The sequence below is a fragment of the Phenylobacterium sp. genome (assembly GCF_030698145.1).
In the GTDB taxonomy this organism is placed as follows: Bacteria; Pseudomonadota; Alphaproteobacteria; order Caulobacterales; family Caulobacteraceae; genus Phenylobacterium.
Window position 1 is genome coordinate 1 of record NZ_JAUYNW010000055.1, and the last position, 16,379, is coordinate 16,379.

A 16,379-nucleotide genomic window follows, 5' to 3' on the forward strand; every position below is an offset into this window, starting at 1 on the left:
GACGATGCAGTCGGCCTCCTGGGCCCCGCCCCAGGCCGAGCGGACCATGGCCCGGTCCAGCCGGCGGCGCGGCGCGAAGATGCCGGGGGTGTCGACCAGGATGATCTGGGCCTCGCCGGCCATGGCCACGCCCCGCACCGGGAAGCGCGTGGTCTGGACCTTTTGCGTCACGATCGAGACCTTGGCCCCCACCAGTCGGTTGGTCAGGGTCGACTTGCCCGCATTGGGGGCGCCGATGATCGCGGCGAAGCCGGCGCGGGTGGTCATAACGTTCCTTCTCGTTTCAACAACATGGCCATGGCCGCGGCTTTCTCCGCGTCCTGGCGCGAACGGCCCTGGGCCAGTTCGGGTTCGTGGTCGCCGACGCTCACCGAGACCGTGAAGCACGGCGCATGGTCGGGTCCCGTACGCTCTACCACCTTATAGGCCGGAAGCGGCAGGCCGCGTCCCTGCGCCCATTCCTGGAGCTGGGTCTTGGGGTCCTTGATCCGCTGTTCGCCCAGCCCTGCGAACTCCTCGGACCAGAACTCCAGGAAGAAGGTCCGCGCCAAATCCAGCCCGCCCTCCACATAGAGCGCGCCCATCAGGGCCTCGCAGGCGTCGCCCAGCACGGTGTCGTTCTCCCGCGCGCCGATCTTGCTGGCGCTGGGCGCCATGCGCAGGGCCTCGGCCAGGCCGATCCGCCGGGCGACCCGGGCGCAGGCGTGGTAGTTGACGAGGTCGGCCATCAGCCGGCTCATCTCGCCTTCACGGGCCTCGGTGTTGAGGTCCATCAGCCGTTCGGCGGCCAGCAGATTGAGCACCCGGTCCCCCAGGAACTCCAGCCGCTCGTAGTGACGCACCTTGGTCGCCCCGTCGCCCACGCTGGCGTGGGTCAGGGCCCGCTCCAGGAGGTCGCGATCACGGAAGACGTGGCCGATATGGTCTTCGAGCTCGGCGACCGCGGCCAGGCGCCTGTTCACTTGAGGACTTGGAAGAACCGGCTGGGTCGGGCGTCCATCACCCAGGTCCACGGCTTGAAGATCGAGGCTTCCTTGTCCCAGGACAGCATGATGATCTGCGCCTTGCCCACCACGTTCTCGGCCGGGACGAAGCCTACGCCGATCTCGGCCGGGACGCGGCTGTCGAGCGAGTTGTCGCGGTTGTCGCCCATGAAGAAGTAGTGGCCCTCGGGCACTACGAAGGTCTCGGTCTTGTCGACCTCGCCATCCGGCCCGAAGTCGTAGGTCACGAAGGTCTTCCCGTTCGGGAAGCTCTCCTTGAAGCGCTCGACGCTGCGGGTGAAGCCATAGCCGGAATCGATCATCACCGGCGGCAAGGTCTCGCGCGGGATCATCTTGTCGTTCAGGTAGAGCTTGCCTTCGCGCATCTGGATGCGGTCGCCGGGCAGGCCGATCAGGCGCTTGATGTAGTCGGTGCGACCGTCGCGGGGCAGCTTGAAGACGATGATGTCACCGCGATCGGGCGTGCGGCCCATGATGCGGCCGCTGAACAGCGGCGGGCTGAACGGGATGGAGTGGCGCGAATAGCCGTACGTGAACTTCGAGACGATGATGTAGTCGCCCTCAAGCAGGGTCGGCTCCATCGAGGCCGACGGAATCGTGAAGGGCTGGAAGAACAGCACGCGCAGGAACAGCGCGATCAGCAGGGCGTAGGCGACCGTTTTCACGATCTCAACGAACTCGTTCACCGCGCCGGACTTCTCCGGGGTGGCGGCGGTTTGAGCCTGTTCGGTCATCAACAACGTCCTGACAGATGTCCGGGCTTCGGACAGAGAGCCTAGCTAGACGCTGCTTACGCAAGGAGCAAGCCAGCGGGCCGCGAACTCTGTGTCATGGGCGCCCCGCATTTCGACGCAGTCGAGGGTTGTATGGTCGACGTCCGCCGGCGAAGTGGACTGCGCGTCGGAAGCCGAAGTGGACTGACTTGACCATTGCGGCGGGGCGACAACGCCCTATCTAGTCGCGCGATGACTCGTCCCGCCCTGCCCTGGCTACACGTCCTGCTCGCGCTCGCCGTCGTAGCGGTCTGGGGAACCAATTTCGTGGTCATCCGCATCGGCCTGGACCACCTGCCGCCGCTGACCTTTGCGACCCTGCGCTTCACCTTCGCCCTGCTGCCGGCGGTGTTCTTCCTGAAGAAGCCCGACGTGCCCTGGCGCAACCTGGCGGCCTACGGGATGCTGATCGGGGCGGGCCAGTTCGGCCTGCTCTACATCGCCATCAACGGCCACATCTCGCCGGGCCTGGCCTCGCTGGTGGTCCAGACCCAGGTCTTCTTCACCATCGGCCTGGCCATGTGGATCGCCAAGGAACGCATCCGCACCTTCCAGGTCGCGGCCCTGGCCCTGGCCGCGATCGGCCTGCTGGTCATCGTCGCCCATACCGACGCCAGCGTGACCCCGCTGGGCCTGGGCCTGGTGCTGTTGGCCGCGGCCAGTTGGGCCGGGGGCAACGCATTCTCCAAGGCCGCAGGCCAGGTCAACATGCTCTCCTATGTGGTGTGGGCGAGCCTGTTCTCCGTGCCGCCCCTGCTGGTCCTGGCTCTGGTCTTCGAGGGTCCGACCGCGATGCTTCAGGGCGTCCAGAACGCCGACGCCGCCACCTGGGCCGCGGTGATCTGGCAGTCGGTCGGCAACACCCTGTTCGGCTACGCCGCCTGGGGCTGGCTGCTCTCGCGCCACCCGGCGGCGACCATCACGCCCATGGCCATGCTGGTGCCGGTGTTCGGCATGGGCGCCTCGGCGCTCTGGCTGGGCGAATCCCTGCCCGACTGGAAGCTGCAGGCCGCGGCCCTGGTGATGAGCGGCCTGGCGCTGAACATCTTCTGGCCCGCCATGGAGCGGCGGTTCGCCCGGGCCTAGCGCCGCAGCCGAAGCCCTTCCAGCAAGGTCTTCAGCGCCGCCACATAGGCTTGTGGTTCGCCTCCGTGGCCGCCGGCGACGGCGGCTTCGGTCACCGCGCCCAGCAGCAGGCGGCCCAGGGGCTCGACCGGCTGGTGGGCGATGATCCCCTGCTCCATGGCCACGCCCAGCGCGCGCGGGATCAGGGCGCCGAAATAGCGGCTGTCGATCTCACGCCAGCGCTCCCAGCCCAGCACCTTCGGCCCGTCGCCCAGGATGATCCGGCCGTTGGGCCCCTGGGAGCAGGCCTCGAAATAGGCCGCGGTGCCGAGACCTATGGAGGCCAGCACGTCGCGGGCCCCACGCGAGGCGTTCATCACGTCGCGGACCAGGACCTCGGAAGCCTCCTCGAACACCGCCTCGAACACGGCCTCCTTGGTCGGGAAGTGATGATAGACCGCGCCCTTGGCGACACCGGCGGCGGCGGCGATCTGGTCGACCGAGGTCGCGGCGAATCCCTGCCCGCCGAAGAGGTCGGCCGCGGCCGTCAGGATGGCCGCGCGGGTGGCGGTGCGTCGTTCGGCCTGCTTCGCCATGAGGTCACCGTAGCAGTCGCCGGGCGACGCGCCAATTGACATACCGCCTCCCAGTCGGTAAATACCGACTTACGGTCGGTTTAAGTAACTCCGCAGGTACGAGCATGGTTTCGACGGCGCAGATCGAAAAGGCGGCCCGGTTCGCGGCGCTCCACCGGACTGGGTGCTTCGTGCTTCCCAACGCCTGGGACATCCCGAGCGCCCTGCTCTGCCACGAGGCCGGATTCCCAGCGGTCGGCACCAGCTCGATGGCCGTCGCCCTGGCCCATGGCGTCCCGGACGGCGAGAAGATCGGCCGCGACCGGATGCTGGCGGCCAGCGGCGCCATCGCCCGCCGCGTGCCGATCCCGGTGACCGCCGACCTCGAGGCGGGCTATGGCCCCTCCCCCCGTGACGTGGCCGAGACCGTGCGCCTGGCCATCGCCGCGGGCCTGGTCGGCTGCAACCTAGAGGACACCGATCCGGTGACCCGCGGCCTGACCCCGGCCCTGCGGGCCGCCGAGCGGATCGCCGCCGCGGTCCAGGCCGCCAAGGCCTCCGGCCTGCCCGACTTCGTGATCAACGCCCGGACCGATCCCTACTACCACCAGCCTTCAGACCCGCAGGCGGCCTTCGCCGAGGCTGTGGTGCGGGGCAACATGTACCTCGCGGCCGGGGCGACCTGTGTCTTCGTGCCGGTGCCCAGCGACCTGGAGACGGCCAAGAGCCTGGTCTCGGCCATCGACGGCCCGGTAAACCTCATGGCGGCCCAGAAGACCGCGACGGCGCCGTTCCGCCAGCTGGCCGGCGCCGGGGTCCGCCGGATCTCCATGGGCGGCAGCCTAATGGCCGCAACCTACGCCCAGGCCGGGGCGGTGCTGGACGAGGTTCGGGCCAGCGGGACCTTCGACTATGCGGTGCGCAGCGGGCCGGCCTTCCTTAACCTGGCCCGCCTGATCTCCCGCCATCCCGAAGACAGCCACGCCTGAGGAACGCCCGATGCCCAGCCGAGAAACCCTCGACGCCTTTGTGGCCCACGTGGTCAGCGGCGACCATGTGGGCGCCATCGAGCGCTACTACACCGACGACGCTTCCATGCAGGAGAACAACGACCCGCCCCGTGTCGGCCGCGAGGTGCTGATGGCCGGAGAGGCCAAGGTGCTGGCCCGGGTCGAACGGGTGACCACTGAGCTGATGGGCCTGGTGCTCGCCGACGGCGACCAGGTGGCGATCCGCTGGCGCTTCGAGTTCTTCCCCAAGCAAGGCCCGTCGCGGGTGATCGAAGAGGTCGCCTGGCAGACCTGGCGCGGCGAGAAGATCGCGCGCGAGACCTTCTTCTACGACCCCAAGCAGATGACCGTCTGACGTCCCAGGCTCCTCCACGCTTTCCAGAGTGTCCAAGCCCTGACCTCGCCCATCCCGGTTCGCCGGGGTGGGCTTTTTTTTTGGAGCCGCTTTTGCTGCCGGCCGGCGCCTCGGCCGCTAGTCCGGCAAGGCCTCGATGATCACGAAGGCCTGGGCGTAGGGATGGTCGTCGGTGAGCGAGAGGTGGATCACCGCCTTGTGGCCGGCCGGCGTCATCTCCTGCAGGCGAGTGAGCGCCCCCCCGGTGAGCGCCATGGTGGGCTGGCCCGAGCGCATGTTGACCACCCCCATGTCGCGCCAGAACACGCCACGGCGCATGCCCGTGCCCAGCGCCTTGGCGCAGGCCTCCTTGGCGGCGAACCGCTTGGCGTAGCTGGAGGCGCGGTCGGGCTTGCGCTCCGAACGGATGCGCTCGACCTCGGTAAAGATGCGGTTGGTGAACCGCTCGCCGAAGCGTTCCAGGGTCTCAGCGACCCGGCGGATGTCCGAGAGGTCCGAGCCGATCCCGATGATCAAGCGGCACGCTCGGCGCGCGCGGCGTCCATCAGCATCCGCATCCGATGGATGGCGGGGCCGAGGCCGGTGAAGATCGCCTCGCCTATCAGGAAGTGGCCGATATTGAGCTCGGCGAGCTGCGGGATCGCGGCGATCGGCTTGACGGTTTCGTAGTCGATGCCGTGGCCGGCATGGACCTCGAGCCCCATCCGTTCGGCGGCCTCGGAGGTCTTGCGTAGCGCCTCCAGCAGCCGGTCGGCCTCGCCGGTCCGCTCGCGCACGGCGTCGCAATAGGCGCCGGTGTGCAGCTCGATCACCTGGGCGCCCATGTCCTTGGAGGCCTGGGCCTGGACCGGGTCGGCGTCGATGAAGCAGGAGACGCGGATGCCCGCCTCCACCAGGCGGCGCACGACCGGGGTGATGGCGTTGTGGCCGCCGGCCACGTCCAGGCCGCCCTCGGTGGTCCGCTCCTCGCGGCGCTCGGGCACCAGGCAGGCGGCGTGCGGCAGGTGGGCGATGGCGATAGCCTCCATCTCCTGCGTTACGGCCATCTCGAAGTTCAGCGGCCGGCCGCGCTTGCGGGTGATGACAGCCAGGGCCTCGATGTCGCCGTCCGAGATGTGGCGGCGATCCTCGCGCAGGTGGGCGGTGATGCCGTCGGCGCCGGCGGCGATCGCCATCTCGGCGGCGCGGACGGGGTCGGGATAGGTGGACCCCCGGGCGTTCCGGATGGTCGCCACGTGGTCGATGTTCACCCCAAGGCGCAGGCGGCTCATCCGCGCAGCCTCTTGCTGCCCGGCTCCTCGGCCGGGAGGGCCGCAAGCTCGGGCGGAAGCTCGTTGGCGGCGTAGGACGGCACATCGACGGTGGCCAGCGCCACCAGCGGCCAACCCACATCGGCCTTGCCGCCGGACCGGTCGACGATGCAGGCGCAGCACAGCACCTTGCCGCCGGCGGCCTCGATGGGCTCGACGGCTTCGCGGAACGAGCCGCCCGTGGTGATCACGTCCTCGACCACCACGACCTTGGCGCCCGGCGCGATCGTGAAGGCGCGGCGGAGCTTGAACTTGCCCTCCTCGCGCTCGACATAGATCGACGGGACGTCCAGCCAGCGGGCGACCTCATAGCCCGGGATGATCGCACCGACCGCGGGGGCCACGATCACGTCAGGCTTGCCGAACTGGGCGACGATCTTCTCCGCCAACGCCTTGCAGAGCCGCGCGGTGCGCTCCGGATACTGGAACACCAGGTTCTTCTGCAGGAACATCGGGCTGTGGCGCCCCGAGGCCAGGATGAAATGGCCTTCGCGAAGCGCGCCGGCGCCGCGGAATTCTTCGAGGACATCTTCGGTGTTCATGCGGGGTCTCCTGGCTTGCGGATTACCGAACCCCTGCCAAGCTGTCATCGACCAATTCGCGTAGGGGCCGCAGACCGGTGAGACTCTTCCAGACCTATGACTCGCCCTTCCCCACCCGCGTGCGCCTGCTGCTCTACGCCAAGGGGATCGAGGTCGAGATCATCCAGCCGCCCGGTTTCCACGCCTCGGTCGAGACCAAGGAAGAGTATCTCAAGATCAATCCCATCGGCCGGGTGCCCACCCTGGTGCTGGACGACGGCCGGGCCCTGCCCGAGTCCGAGGTGATCTGCGAGTACCTGGAAGACGCCTATCCCGAACCGTCACTGCGGCCGGACGACCTGTGGGAGCGCGCGCGGATGCGGCTGCTCTCGCGCATCTGCGACTTCTACGTGGTCATGGCCATGGTCCCGTTGTTCACCCTGGCCGGCCGCTCGCGGCGCCATTGGGAGCCGGAGGTCGTGAACGCGGCGGCTGGCAGGCTCGCCGAGGCCCTGGCCTATCTGGAGGACTTCATCGGCGAGCACGGCTATGCGGTCGGACGCTCACTCACCCAGGCCGACGGCGCCATCGCCCCGCAGCTGGTGCTGGCCAGCGAATGGATCCCCGGCCTGTTCGGCACCCCCGATCCGCTGAAGGCCCTGCCCAGGCTCGCCGCCTACTGGCGCGCCATCCAGACCGATCCGATCGCCGCGCGGGTGATCGCCGAGACCCGAGACGCCATCGCCGAACAGCAGGCCGCCGCCAAGGCGCGGGCGAAGCAGTCGAGCTGATGATCGACCGCGGTCTTCGCCTTTCCACCCCGCGGCTGACCTTGCGCCCCTTTGAGCCAGCCGACGCGCCGAGGCTGGTGGAGATTCAGTCCAACTGGAACGTCACCCGCATGCTGCGCTTGGCCCCTTGGCCTCCAACGCCAGAGGCTATGGTCGATTGGGTCGACATTCACGGGAAGGAATGGCGTGCGGGCGCGGCCTATCGGTTCGCCTGCGTGATGGAGGGAGAGGTCATCGGCTGCGCCGACATCGACGCGATCGCGTCGGGCGGCGCGGAGCTTGGTTACTTTTTCGATGAGGCCCACTGGGGCAAGGGCTTGGCTCGAGAGGCGGCGGGAGCGGTCCGGGACTTCGCCTTCCGCACAATTGGACTCGATCATTTGATCGCTGGGCACGCGGCGGAAAATCCAGCCTCGGGTCGGGTGCTGCTGGCCCTCGGCTTTCGCCATGCCGGAGACACTATGAAATCATCCAAGCCACATGGCGGCCGGGACGTCGCCTACCGACTCTATCGTCTGGAGAAAGCTTGGCCCTAGCCAGGCCGGGCTCACCACGCCTAGGTCCAGTCCTTCGCGGTCGGGCGACAGCCGCCGTCGGCCCAGCCTTTCCACGCCCGCCCTCGCACGACCCACGTGGTGGTCAATGGCGGGTAGGTGATCGTCGAAACCGAGACGCGCCGAACAGCAGGGCGCGGCCAAGGCGTGGACGAGCGCCGGACGCGCCACAACCTGAGCGACGCGGATCGGCGGGCCGATGATCGCCGAATGGGCAAGACATTCTCCGCCTGCTGAATGCATCACCATGGATGGAGCAATATTTGCGCTGGCGAGCCGATAGATTGACGGCGTTCACCTAGATCAGTTGCATGGGATTCAGGCGGACGGATGATCCGTCGACGCTCTCATAAGTATTCAATTTGAACATCCGCTCGGATTGACCCGCTTCCGCGGGCGTCGCCGCGCGCGAAATCAGGTGACTCAACACGGCTACTTTTGAACTTGCCGTCAAAAAGTTGAGCGCCAAGGAGGAGTCCAGGCCGGGTTCTCGTGGGGATCATAGGGGAAATCGGCAATGAAAGCGTATCTGGCGGCCGCGAGCCTGCTCGCCCTGGCCACGGCGTCGCCCGCATGGGCGGACGAGAGTAGCGACACGGTCGACGAGGTGATCGTCACCGGCACGCGGTCGACCACGCGTACCGTCACCACCAGCCTGGCGCCCATCGACGTGCTGTCGTCCGAGGTGCTCCAGAAGAGCGGCAAGCAGTCCACGCGGGACCTGATCTCCACCCTGGTGCCCTCGGCCAACACCTCGAACTCCGGGGCCGGGGCCAGCTTCGCCATCAAGACGGTGTCGCTTCGCGGCCTGGCTGGCGACCAGACCCTGGTGCTGGTGAACGGCAAGAGGCGACACAACACGGCCGTCCTGTTCGTCAACGGCACCACCCAAAATGGGCAGTCGCCGCCAGATCTCGACCTGATCCCTTCCTCCGCGGTCGAGCGCATCGAGGTGCTGCGCGACGGCGCCTCGGCCCAGTACGGCTCCGACGCCCTGGCCGGGGTGATCAACATCATCCTGAAGGACGACGCCGAGGGCGGCGGCTTCACGGCGCTGGCCGGCATGACCGGAAAGGGCGATGGCGAGACCCTGCAGGGCTCTCTGAACCACGGCTTCTCGTTCGGGGAAACCGGATATCTGAACGTCACCCTGGACGCACGCACCACCAACTACGCCGATCGCGGCATGTTCACGCCCTATACCGGCGTCTTCTATTTTCCGGTGAACGGCCAGCCCGACCCGCGCGAGGGAACCCACACCCGCCACACCGCCCACCCGGGCAGTCCGCAGGTGCAGTTCTACTCGCTGGCCTATAACGGCGGCTACGAGCTGGGCGACAGCATCAAGCTCTATTCATTCGGCACTATCGCCAGCCGCCAGACCGCGGCCTGGCTCACCTTCCGGCCGCCGAACAGCATCCTCAACAATGTCGCGGTCTATCCCGACGGCTATGCCGTGCGCCTCAAGCTGGACGACCAGGACTGGCAGTTCGCCGTGGGGGCCAAGGGCGACAACCTGTTCTCCTTCGCCTGGGACCTCTCGACCACCCTCAGCAAGAACGAGGTCGGCTATTACGAGAACTCGCTCAACGCCTCCATGGGCCCGGCCAGCCCCAGCTTCTTCTATCTGGGGACGCTGACCTTCAAGGAGTGGACCACTAATTTCGACATCAACCGCGAGTTCGACATCGGGCTGGAGAAGCCGCTGTTCCTCGCCGTCGGCGCCGAATACCGCAAGGACGAGTTCATCATCGGGGTGGGCGAGCCGGCCTCCTACATCTCGGGCGGCTATGTGGCCCCGGCCGGCACGCCGCTGGCGGGCCAGCTTACGGCAGGCGGGTCGCAGGGCGTGTCGGGCTTCCCGCCCTTCGCGGCCGGGACCTTCGAGCGCGACAACAAGAGCGTCTACATCAACATCGAACAGGCCCTGGCCGACAATTTCGAGGTCTCGCTGGCTGGCCGCTATGAGAGCTATTCCGACTTCGGCGAGACCACGACGGGCAAGATCTCCGCGCGCTGGGAACCCTTCGACGGACTGGCCGTCCGCGGCACCGCCTCGACCGGCTTCCGGGCCCCGTCCCTGCAGCAGCAGCACTACGGATCAGCCAGCACGATCAATGTCGCCTTGCCCGGCCGGCCGGCCCAGCTCGGCCCGTCGCAGATCCTGCCGTCCGACAATCCCGCCGCGATCGCGCTCGGCGCCAAGCCGCTCGAACCCGAGGAGTCGACCAGCTACTCGCTGGGCCTGGTGATGAACCCGCTGTCGGCGCTGAGCGCCACGCTCGACGTCTACCAGATCGAGATCAAGAACCGGATCATGCAGAGTGAGCAGCTCGGCCCCAACGCCACGGTCAGCGCCGTGTTGGTGAGCCAGGGGCTCAATCCCGGCCAGGCGGCGTTCTACTACGCCAACGCCGCTGACATGACCACCAAGGGGGTCGACTTCGTGGTCGACTACCGCACGGACTTCGGGGACTACGGCGCGGTCCGATGGACCTTCTCGGCCAACTACAACAAGAGCGAGTTCGACCGCATCACCCCGCCGCCGCCGCAACTGGCGGCCGCAGGCCTGGTGCTGGTGGGTCGCGGCCGGATCGGCGACTTCACGGTGGGCACGCCGCGGGACAAGCAGATCCTCTCGGCCGACTACACGCGCAGCCGGTTCAACGCCAATGTCCGGGTCACCCGTTATGGCGAGGTCATCCAGCGCAACTCAGTCAATCCGCTGCTGGACGAGACCATTTCCCCGACCGGCATCGTCGACCTGGACATGAGCTACGAGGTGACCGACGCCATCAAGATCTCGATCGGCGCCAACAACCTGCTCGACACCTATCCGGACGTGGTTCAGCCGGCCAATCGGGGCGGGGCCAATCCCTTCCCCTACTTCAACCAGTACTCGCCGTTCGGGATCACTGGCGGATTCTACTACACCAGGCTCAATTGGAAGTTCTGAGTATGCTCGTGGGGGCAAGCGCTTGAAGGATCCGCACAACGGCGGCGTGGACCGTCGCGGGGTGTTGTCGCTGGGCGGGACGGCGTTCGCCGCCACCGCCCTCCCGGGCATGGCGGCCAGGGCGCAGACGGCGGCGGGATCGGTGACCCTGACCGAGGGCACCAACATCGCCGTCGCCGCCTCGCCCGACGGCAGGCGCGTGGCTTTCGACCTGTTCGGGGTGATCTGGACGGTCCCGATCGGTGGCGGGTCGGCCACCCGGCTCACCGACGATCTCACCGACGGCGCCCAGCCCAGCTGGTCGCCGGACGGCAAGCGCCTAGTCTTCCAGTCCTATCGCGACGGCAATTTCCATGTCTGGTCGGTGGGCGACGACGGGACGGACCTGAAGCAGCACACCTCCGGCCCTTTCGACTCCCGCGAGCCGCGGTTCTCCCCGGACGGCAAGCTGGTGGCCTTTTCGTCAGACCGCACGGGCGTCTGCGCCATCCACGTCCTGGACTTCGCCACCGGCGAGACGAAGCTCTGGGCCCAGGTGGCGGGCCAGGCCTGCCAGCCGGCCTGGTCACCGGATGGAACCCGGATCGCCTTCGCGGTCGACCGGTCCCGGGTGATGACCACAGACGCCACGGGCGCTACCACCGTGGCCGCGGCGGTGAAGGCCTCCGTCGACCGGATGAGCCCGACTGAGCTGCACAGCCCGGGCTTCGCCCCCGATGGAACGATCATCTACAGCGTCATCGAGGCCGGAACCGTCCAGCTCCGCGCCCCGGGCGGGCCTCTGTTCACCGGCGAGGACATCTTCCCCTTCCGCCCGACCTGGCTGCCCGGCGGCGACCTGGTCTACGCGGCCAATGGCAAGATCCGCCGGCGCGCGGGCGTCACGGCCACCGACATCCCATTCTCGGTCACCGTCCCCATCGCCAAGCCGAAATACGCCAAGGCCAGGCGCGACTATGACGGCGCGGGCGCCAAGCCGGTCGTGGGGATCGGTTCGCCCGCCCTGTCGCCGGATGGCAAGAGCGTGGTGTTCCGGGCGCTGAACGCTCTCTACCTGCTGCCCGTCGGCGGCAAGCCCGCGCCCCTGGTGAAGGACGGGTTCTGGGCCTGCGACCCGGCCTGGTCGCCGGACGGGGCGACCCTGGCCTATTCCTCCGACCGCGAGGGCAAGCTGGACATCTGGCTGCGGACCCTGGCCACCGGCGCCGAGCGCCAGCTGACCCGGCACAAGGGCGCGGCGGTATCGGCCGCCTGGTCGCGGGACGGCAAGTCCATCGCCTTCCTGGACCAGACCGGCTCCCTGCACACCGTTGCGGTGGAGACCGGCGCCATCCGCCAGGTGTTCGGCGCGATCTGGGAGCCCGGCAAGCCCACCTGGAGCCCGGACGGCCAGACCCTGGCGCTCGCCGCCTTCAAGCCCTATTCCGCCCGCTTCCGCGAGGGCTTGAGCGAGATCCTCACTGTCGACGTGGCGACTGGAGCGGCCAGCTATCAGCCGGTCTTCCCGGACAAGTCGCTGGGCACGCGGGGCGACGACGGCCCGGTCTGGTCTCCGGACGGCAAGAGCCTTGCCTTCGTCTTCGCCAGCCGCCTCTGGACGGTGCAGGTCGACATCAAGGGCAGGTTCCAGGCCGAGCCCAAGGCGCTGAACAACGAGGTCACCGACGCCCCGACCTGGAGCGGCGACTCCCAAAGCCTGCTCTATCTTTGCAACGGCAAGCTCAGGCTGATCGCGGCGACAGGCGGGGCGGCCAGGACCGTTCCGCACAGCCTGACCTGGGCGCTCGCCAAGCCGCGGGGCAAGGTCGTGGTCCGCGCCGGCAAGCTCTGGCAGGGACTCACCCCCGACCAGCGCCGCGACGTCGACATCGTGATCACGGGCAATCGCATCGCTGATATCGTCCCGGCCGGCCAGGCCAGCATGGGCGACGCCAAGCTGGTGGAGGGCCCTAGTGTCATCCCCGGGTTGGTGGAGATGCACGCACACCGACAAATGCAGGGCTATGGCTACGGCGACCGCGAGGGTCGGCTGTGGCTGTCCCTGGGCATCACTTCGGCCCGTTCGCCGGGTTCGCCCGCCTATCACATGGTCGAGGACCGCGAGGCCATCGACGCGGGCGCGCGGCTCGGCCCGCGCTACTTCTCCACCGGCGAGGCCATCGACGGCTCGCGGATCTTCTACAACTTCATGCGGCCGGTCACCGAACCCGGCCAGATGCAGCTGGAGCTCGCGCGCGCCAAGGCCCTCTCCTACGACCTGATCAAGGCCTATGTCCGCCTGCCCCTTCAGGCCCAGCGCGACGTTACCGCCTGGGCCCACGCCAACGGCATGCACGTCACCTCGCACTACCACTATCCGGCCCTGGCCTTCGGGTTGGACGGGATGGAGCACATGGGAGCCACCAGCCGCTTCGGCTATTCCCGGACGGTCAGCGCGCTGGGCGCCAGTTACCAGGACGTCACAGCCCTCTTCGCCGCCTCCGGGGCCCGCAGGACCCCGACGCTCTTCCAGTCCTCGGCGCTGTACGGGACCGACCGCTCGCTGGTGGACGATCCCCGGGTCAAGGCGCTCTACCCGCCCTGGGAATATGCCCGCCTCACCGAGCGGGCCGCCCAGGCCGCGGCCGCCGGTCCCAAGGTGGCCCTGGCCTCGTTGGAGCGGAACGTGGCCCATCTGAAAGCCATACTGGCCGGCGGCGGGCGGGTGGTGACGGGGACCGACTCCCCAATCGATTTCAATGGGATCAGCCTGCACATGAACCTACGGGCCATGGTCAAATATGGCATGAGCCCCTACGAGGCCCTGACCACGGCCACCCGCTATTCAGGCGAATATCTGGAACAGCCGCTGGGGGTCATCGCCAAGGGCATGCTAGCCGACCTGGTGGTCACCGACGGCGATCCCCTGGTGCGCATCGAGGACACCGCGGCGGTCCGCCAGGTGATCAAAAACGGCGAGGTCTACGACATCGCCACCCTCATCGCGCCCTTCGCCAACGCGACCCAGGCCGACGCCCGCCCGATCCGCCGCAACGCCGCCAAGCCGGCCTTCTGGTGGCACGAGGCGTCTTATGTGGCCGCCAGCCGCGCGGCCTGCTGCAGCGACCCGGCCTGCCAGCCTACGGGTTTCTACGCGACGGAGGTCTAGGCGGAAACTCACCACGCCCAGCTCCAGTCCTTGGCGGTGGGGCGGCAGCCGCCGTCGGCCCAGCCCTTCCACGCGCGGCCGCGCACCACCTTGCCGGCCCTGGCGGCCGTGGGTTCGCCGTCGGCAAGCGCCACCGCGCCGTTGACCACCACGTGGGTGACACCGGTGGCGAACTGCTTGGGCGCCTCATAGGTCCCGTGGTCGCCGACCGTGACCGGATCGAACACCACCACGTCGGCGAAATAGCCCGCCTTCAGCAGGCCGCGGTCCTTCAGCCCCAGGTTCTTGGCCGGGAGGGACGAAAGCCGGTGGATGGCGCTCTGCAGGCTGGTCGCCTTCTCGTCGCGTACGTACTTGCCCAGCAGGCGCGCGACATTGCCGTAGGCGCGCGGGTGGGTGCTGGACTTCATGAACACCCCCTCCGGCGCCTGGGCCGCGGCGTCGGAGCCGAAGCTCATCCATGGCAGGGCGGTCTGGCGCTTCACGTTCGCCTCGGACATCAGGAAATAGACCACCTGGACGCGGCTGCCGTCCTCAATGACCAGGTCGATGGCCGCATCCTCCGGCGAGACGCCGCGATCCTTGGCGACCTCAGCCAAGGTCTTGCCGGTCAGGGTCTTCAGCGCGGGGTTCTTGAACCCGACCAGCAGCGTCCCCTCGGCGCCGGCATGGCGGTAGAGGTTCTCGAAGCCGGGCTTGTCGTGGCGCATCTCGGCCAGCACCTTGGCGCGGGTCGCCGGGTCCTTCATGCGGCCGATCCAGGCCTCCACGCCGCCGGCCTGGACCCAGGGGGGCATGGCCGCGTCCAGGCCGGTGGAGCCGGCGGTGTAGTTGTACATGTCGGCCGTGATCCGCTGGCCCTTGGCGCGGGCGGTCTCGATATGGGCGATGGCGGCGTCCAGCTTTCCCCAGTTGGCGCGGCCTGCGGCCTTCAGGTGGTAGATCTCGGCCGGCGCGCCCGACAGCCGCGAGATCTCGATCAGCTCGTCGACAGCCTCCAGCAGCCGGTCGGCTTCGGAGCGCACGTGGCTGATATAGATGCCGCCGCAGCGCCCGGCCTCGGTGGCCAGCGCCGTCAGTTCCGGCGTCTCGGCGTAGCTCGCGGGCGCGTAGATCAGGGAAGAGCCGACGCCCATCGCCCCATCCTCCATGGCCTCGACCACTAGCCTGCGCATGGCCAGGAGCTGTTCGGGGGTCGGATCAACATCGCCCTCGCCGAGCACGTGCTCGCGCGCCGTTGCCGCGCCGATGAACGAGGCGACGTTGAGCGAGATGCCGCGCCGTTCCAGCGAAGCCAGATACTCGTCCAGGGTCGTCCATTCGATGGGGAACTTGATGTCGCCCATCCGTTGGATCGCCAGCCGCTTCATCTCCGGCGACAGGGGCCCCATGGAGGTCCCCTCGCCCATCACCTCCAGGGTGACCCCCTGCTTGAGGTCCGACAGCCCCCGTCCGTCGACGATCAGGCTCTCGGTGGCCCAGGACAGCATGTTGATGAAGCCTGGCGAGACGGCCTTGCCGCCCGCGTCGATCACGGCCCTGCCCGCGCCGGGCGCCTGGGGCCCGACATAGGCGATCCGGTCGCCGGACACCGCCACCTCGCCCCTGAACGGCGCGCCGCCGGAACCGTCATAGACGTAGGCGTTGCGGATCAGCAGGTCGTAAACGGGCGCCTTGGACGCACTGACGCAAGACGCGAGCAGAACGACGGCGAGGCTGACGGCGACGATCGACTTCATCGCATCATCTGGCGCGAGAATCCCTATCCTGTCAGCCACAATCGATCGTACCAGCCGGTTGTGCGCATCGCCGTCGCCAACCTAGAATGGCGAGCCGACTTTGGGGGATTCTACAATGCCTATCGCTGTCCTGCTCGCCGCCGCTATCGCCGCGCCGGCTGCCGTCGTCTCGACGGCGTCGAGCCCCGATGCGCCCGTCGAACTCTTTTTCGGAAAGCTCAAGGCCGGCGATGCGGCCGAAGCCTACCGGGCAATCTGGGCCGGCACCCTGATCGACCGGAAGCCCGGCGCGGTGCAGGTCATGTCCGACCAGACAGCCATGGTGATCAAATACTTCGGGCCGATCGTGGGCTGGGAACTCTTGCACGAGGGTCCGGCCTCGCCCCATTTTCGGGAGCGGTGCTACATCCTGCGCACCGAGGGCGGACCGGTTTTCTTCAAGTTCCAGCTCTACGATAACGGCGCGAAGTGGGTGGTGACCAAGCTCACCTTCAACGACGACCACGACAAGCTGCAGACCACCCCGCAGGCCCAGTAGCGGACCCCACTTTCGACGCGACTGTTTTTCACGCCTGGTT

General features: G+C 68.1%; 16 protein-coding genes. 8 read left to right on the forward strand and 8 right to left on the reverse strand.

Annotated elements, in window-relative coordinates; all coding sequences use genetic code 11:
- The 3 genes from Q8Q77_RS07340 to lepB all read right to left on the reverse strand — a co-directional run.
- The coding region (locus Q8Q77_RS07340) for a GTPase (protein ID WP_305582659.1) at window positions 1-267 on the reverse strand (267 nt) is incomplete at its 3' end.
- Window positions 264-962, reverse strand: coding sequence for a ribonuclease III (gene rnc, locus Q8Q77_RS07345; RefSeq protein WP_305582661.1), 699 nt, complete (start codon window positions 960-962; stop codon window positions 264-266). The genes Q8Q77_RS07340 and rnc, both read right to left, overlap by 4 nt.
- Window positions 959-1,738 carry a signal peptidase I gene (gene lepB, locus Q8Q77_RS07350; RefSeq protein WP_305582663.1) on the reverse strand — a complete coding sequence of 260 codons (780 nt, stop codon included), beginning with the start codon at window positions 1,736-1,738 and terminating at the stop codon, window positions 959-961. The genes rnc and lepB overlap by 4 nt, the downstream gene beginning before the upstream one ends.
- A 231-nt stretch (window positions 1,739-1,969) precedes the next feature.
- On the opposite strand from lepB, the gene Q8Q77_RS07355 reads away from it, so the two are divergent.
- Entirely contained in the window at window positions 1,970-2,863 is an 894-nt protein-coding gene (locus Q8Q77_RS07355) for an EamA family transporter (protein ID WP_305582665.1), read from the forward strand.
- Here the strand turns inward: Q8Q77_RS07355 and Q8Q77_RS07360 are convergent.
- Window positions 2,860-3,480, reverse strand: coding sequence for a TetR/AcrR family transcriptional regulator (locus tag Q8Q77_RS07360; RefSeq protein ID WP_305582667.1), 621 nt, complete (start codon window positions 3,478-3,480; stop codon window positions 2,860-2,862). The genes Q8Q77_RS07355 and Q8Q77_RS07360 overlap by 4 nt on opposite strands.
- Window positions 3,481-3,542: 62 nt before the next feature.
- On the opposite strand from Q8Q77_RS07360, the gene Q8Q77_RS07365 reads away from it, so the two are divergent.
- A complete protein-coding gene (locus tag Q8Q77_RS07365) occupies window positions 3,543-4,406 on the forward strand; it encodes an isocitrate lyase/phosphoenolpyruvate mutase family protein (RefSeq protein WP_305582668.1) in 864 nt (287 codons plus the stop codon).
- Window positions 4,407-4,416: 10 nt separating this feature from the next.
- Window positions 4,417-4,782, forward strand: coding sequence for a nuclear transport factor 2 family protein (locus Q8Q77_RS07370; RefSeq protein ID WP_305582670.1), 366 nt, complete (start codon window positions 4,417-4,419; stop codon window positions 4,780-4,782).
- A gap of 117 nt (window positions 4,783-4,899) precedes the next feature.
- On the opposite strand, the gene acpS is transcribed toward Q8Q77_RS07370, so the two are convergent.
- From acpS to pyrE, 3 genes are read right to left on the reverse strand one after another with little or no spacing between them, the layout of a single operon-like run.
- On the reverse strand, window positions 4,900-5,298 hold the full coding sequence (acpS, locus tag Q8Q77_RS07375) for a holo-ACP synthase (RefSeq protein ID WP_305582672.1): 399 nt from the start codon (window positions 5,296-5,298) through the stop codon (window positions 4,900-4,902).
- Entirely contained in the window at window positions 5,295-6,053 is a 759-nt protein-coding gene (locus tag Q8Q77_RS07380; RefSeq protein WP_305582674.1) for a pyridoxine 5'-phosphate synthase, read from the reverse strand. The genes acpS and Q8Q77_RS07380 overlap by 4 nt, the downstream gene beginning before the upstream one ends.
- The gene (gene pyrE / locus Q8Q77_RS07385) at window positions 6,050-6,634 is read right to left on the reverse strand and encodes an orotate phosphoribosyltransferase (RefSeq protein WP_305582675.1); all 585 of its coding nucleotides are present in this window, start codon (window positions 6,632-6,634) and stop codon (window positions 6,050-6,052) included. Before pyrE ends, Q8Q77_RS07380 begins: the two co-directional genes overlap by 4 nt.
- Window positions 6,635-6,711: 77 nt before the next feature.
- Between pyrE and Q8Q77_RS07390 the strand changes: the two genes are divergently transcribed.
- From Q8Q77_RS07390 to Q8Q77_RS07405, 4 genes are all read left to right on the forward strand, one after another.
- Complete coding sequence (locus tag Q8Q77_RS07390; RefSeq protein WP_305582677.1) at window positions 6,712-7,404, forward strand: glutathione S-transferase family protein; 693 nt, start codon at window positions 6,712-6,714, stop codon at window positions 7,402-7,404.
- Complete coding sequence (locus Q8Q77_RS07395; RefSeq protein ID WP_305582679.1) at window positions 7,404-7,940, forward strand: GNAT family N-acetyltransferase; 537 nt, start codon at window positions 7,404-7,406, stop codon at window positions 7,938-7,940. The genes Q8Q77_RS07390 and Q8Q77_RS07395 overlap by 1 nt, the downstream gene beginning before the upstream one ends.
- Window positions 7,941-8,475: 535 nt before the next feature.
- Window positions 8,476-10,914, forward strand: a complete 2,439-nt coding sequence (locus tag Q8Q77_RS07400; RefSeq protein WP_305582681.1) for a TonB-dependent siderophore receptor — start codon at window positions 8,476-8,478, stop codon at window positions 10,912-10,914.
- A 22-nt stretch (window positions 10,915-10,936) separates the two neighbouring features.
- Window positions 10,937-14,062 carry an amidohydrolase family protein gene (locus Q8Q77_RS07405; protein ID WP_305582683.1) on the forward strand — a complete coding sequence of 1,042 codons (3,126 nt, stop codon included), beginning with the start codon at window positions 10,937-10,939 and terminating at the stop codon, window positions 14,060-14,062.
- 8 nt (window positions 14,063-14,070) lie between these two features.
- Here Q8Q77_RS07405 and Q8Q77_RS07410 read toward each other — a convergent pair whose 3' ends face one another.
- The gene (locus Q8Q77_RS07410; protein ID WP_305582685.1) at window positions 14,071-15,801 is read right to left on the reverse strand and encodes an amidohydrolase family protein; all 1,731 of its coding nucleotides are present in this window, start codon (window positions 15,799-15,801) and stop codon (window positions 14,071-14,073) included.
- 115 nt (window positions 15,802-15,916) lie between these two features.
- Here Q8Q77_RS07410 and Q8Q77_RS07415 point away from each other — a divergent pair, with 115 nt between their 5' ends.
- Window positions 15,917-16,339, forward strand: a complete 423-nt coding sequence (locus tag Q8Q77_RS07415; protein WP_305582687.1) for a hypothetical protein — start codon at window positions 15,917-15,919, stop codon at window positions 16,337-16,339.
- The last annotated feature ends 40 nt before the right edge of the window (window positions 16,340-16,379 follow it).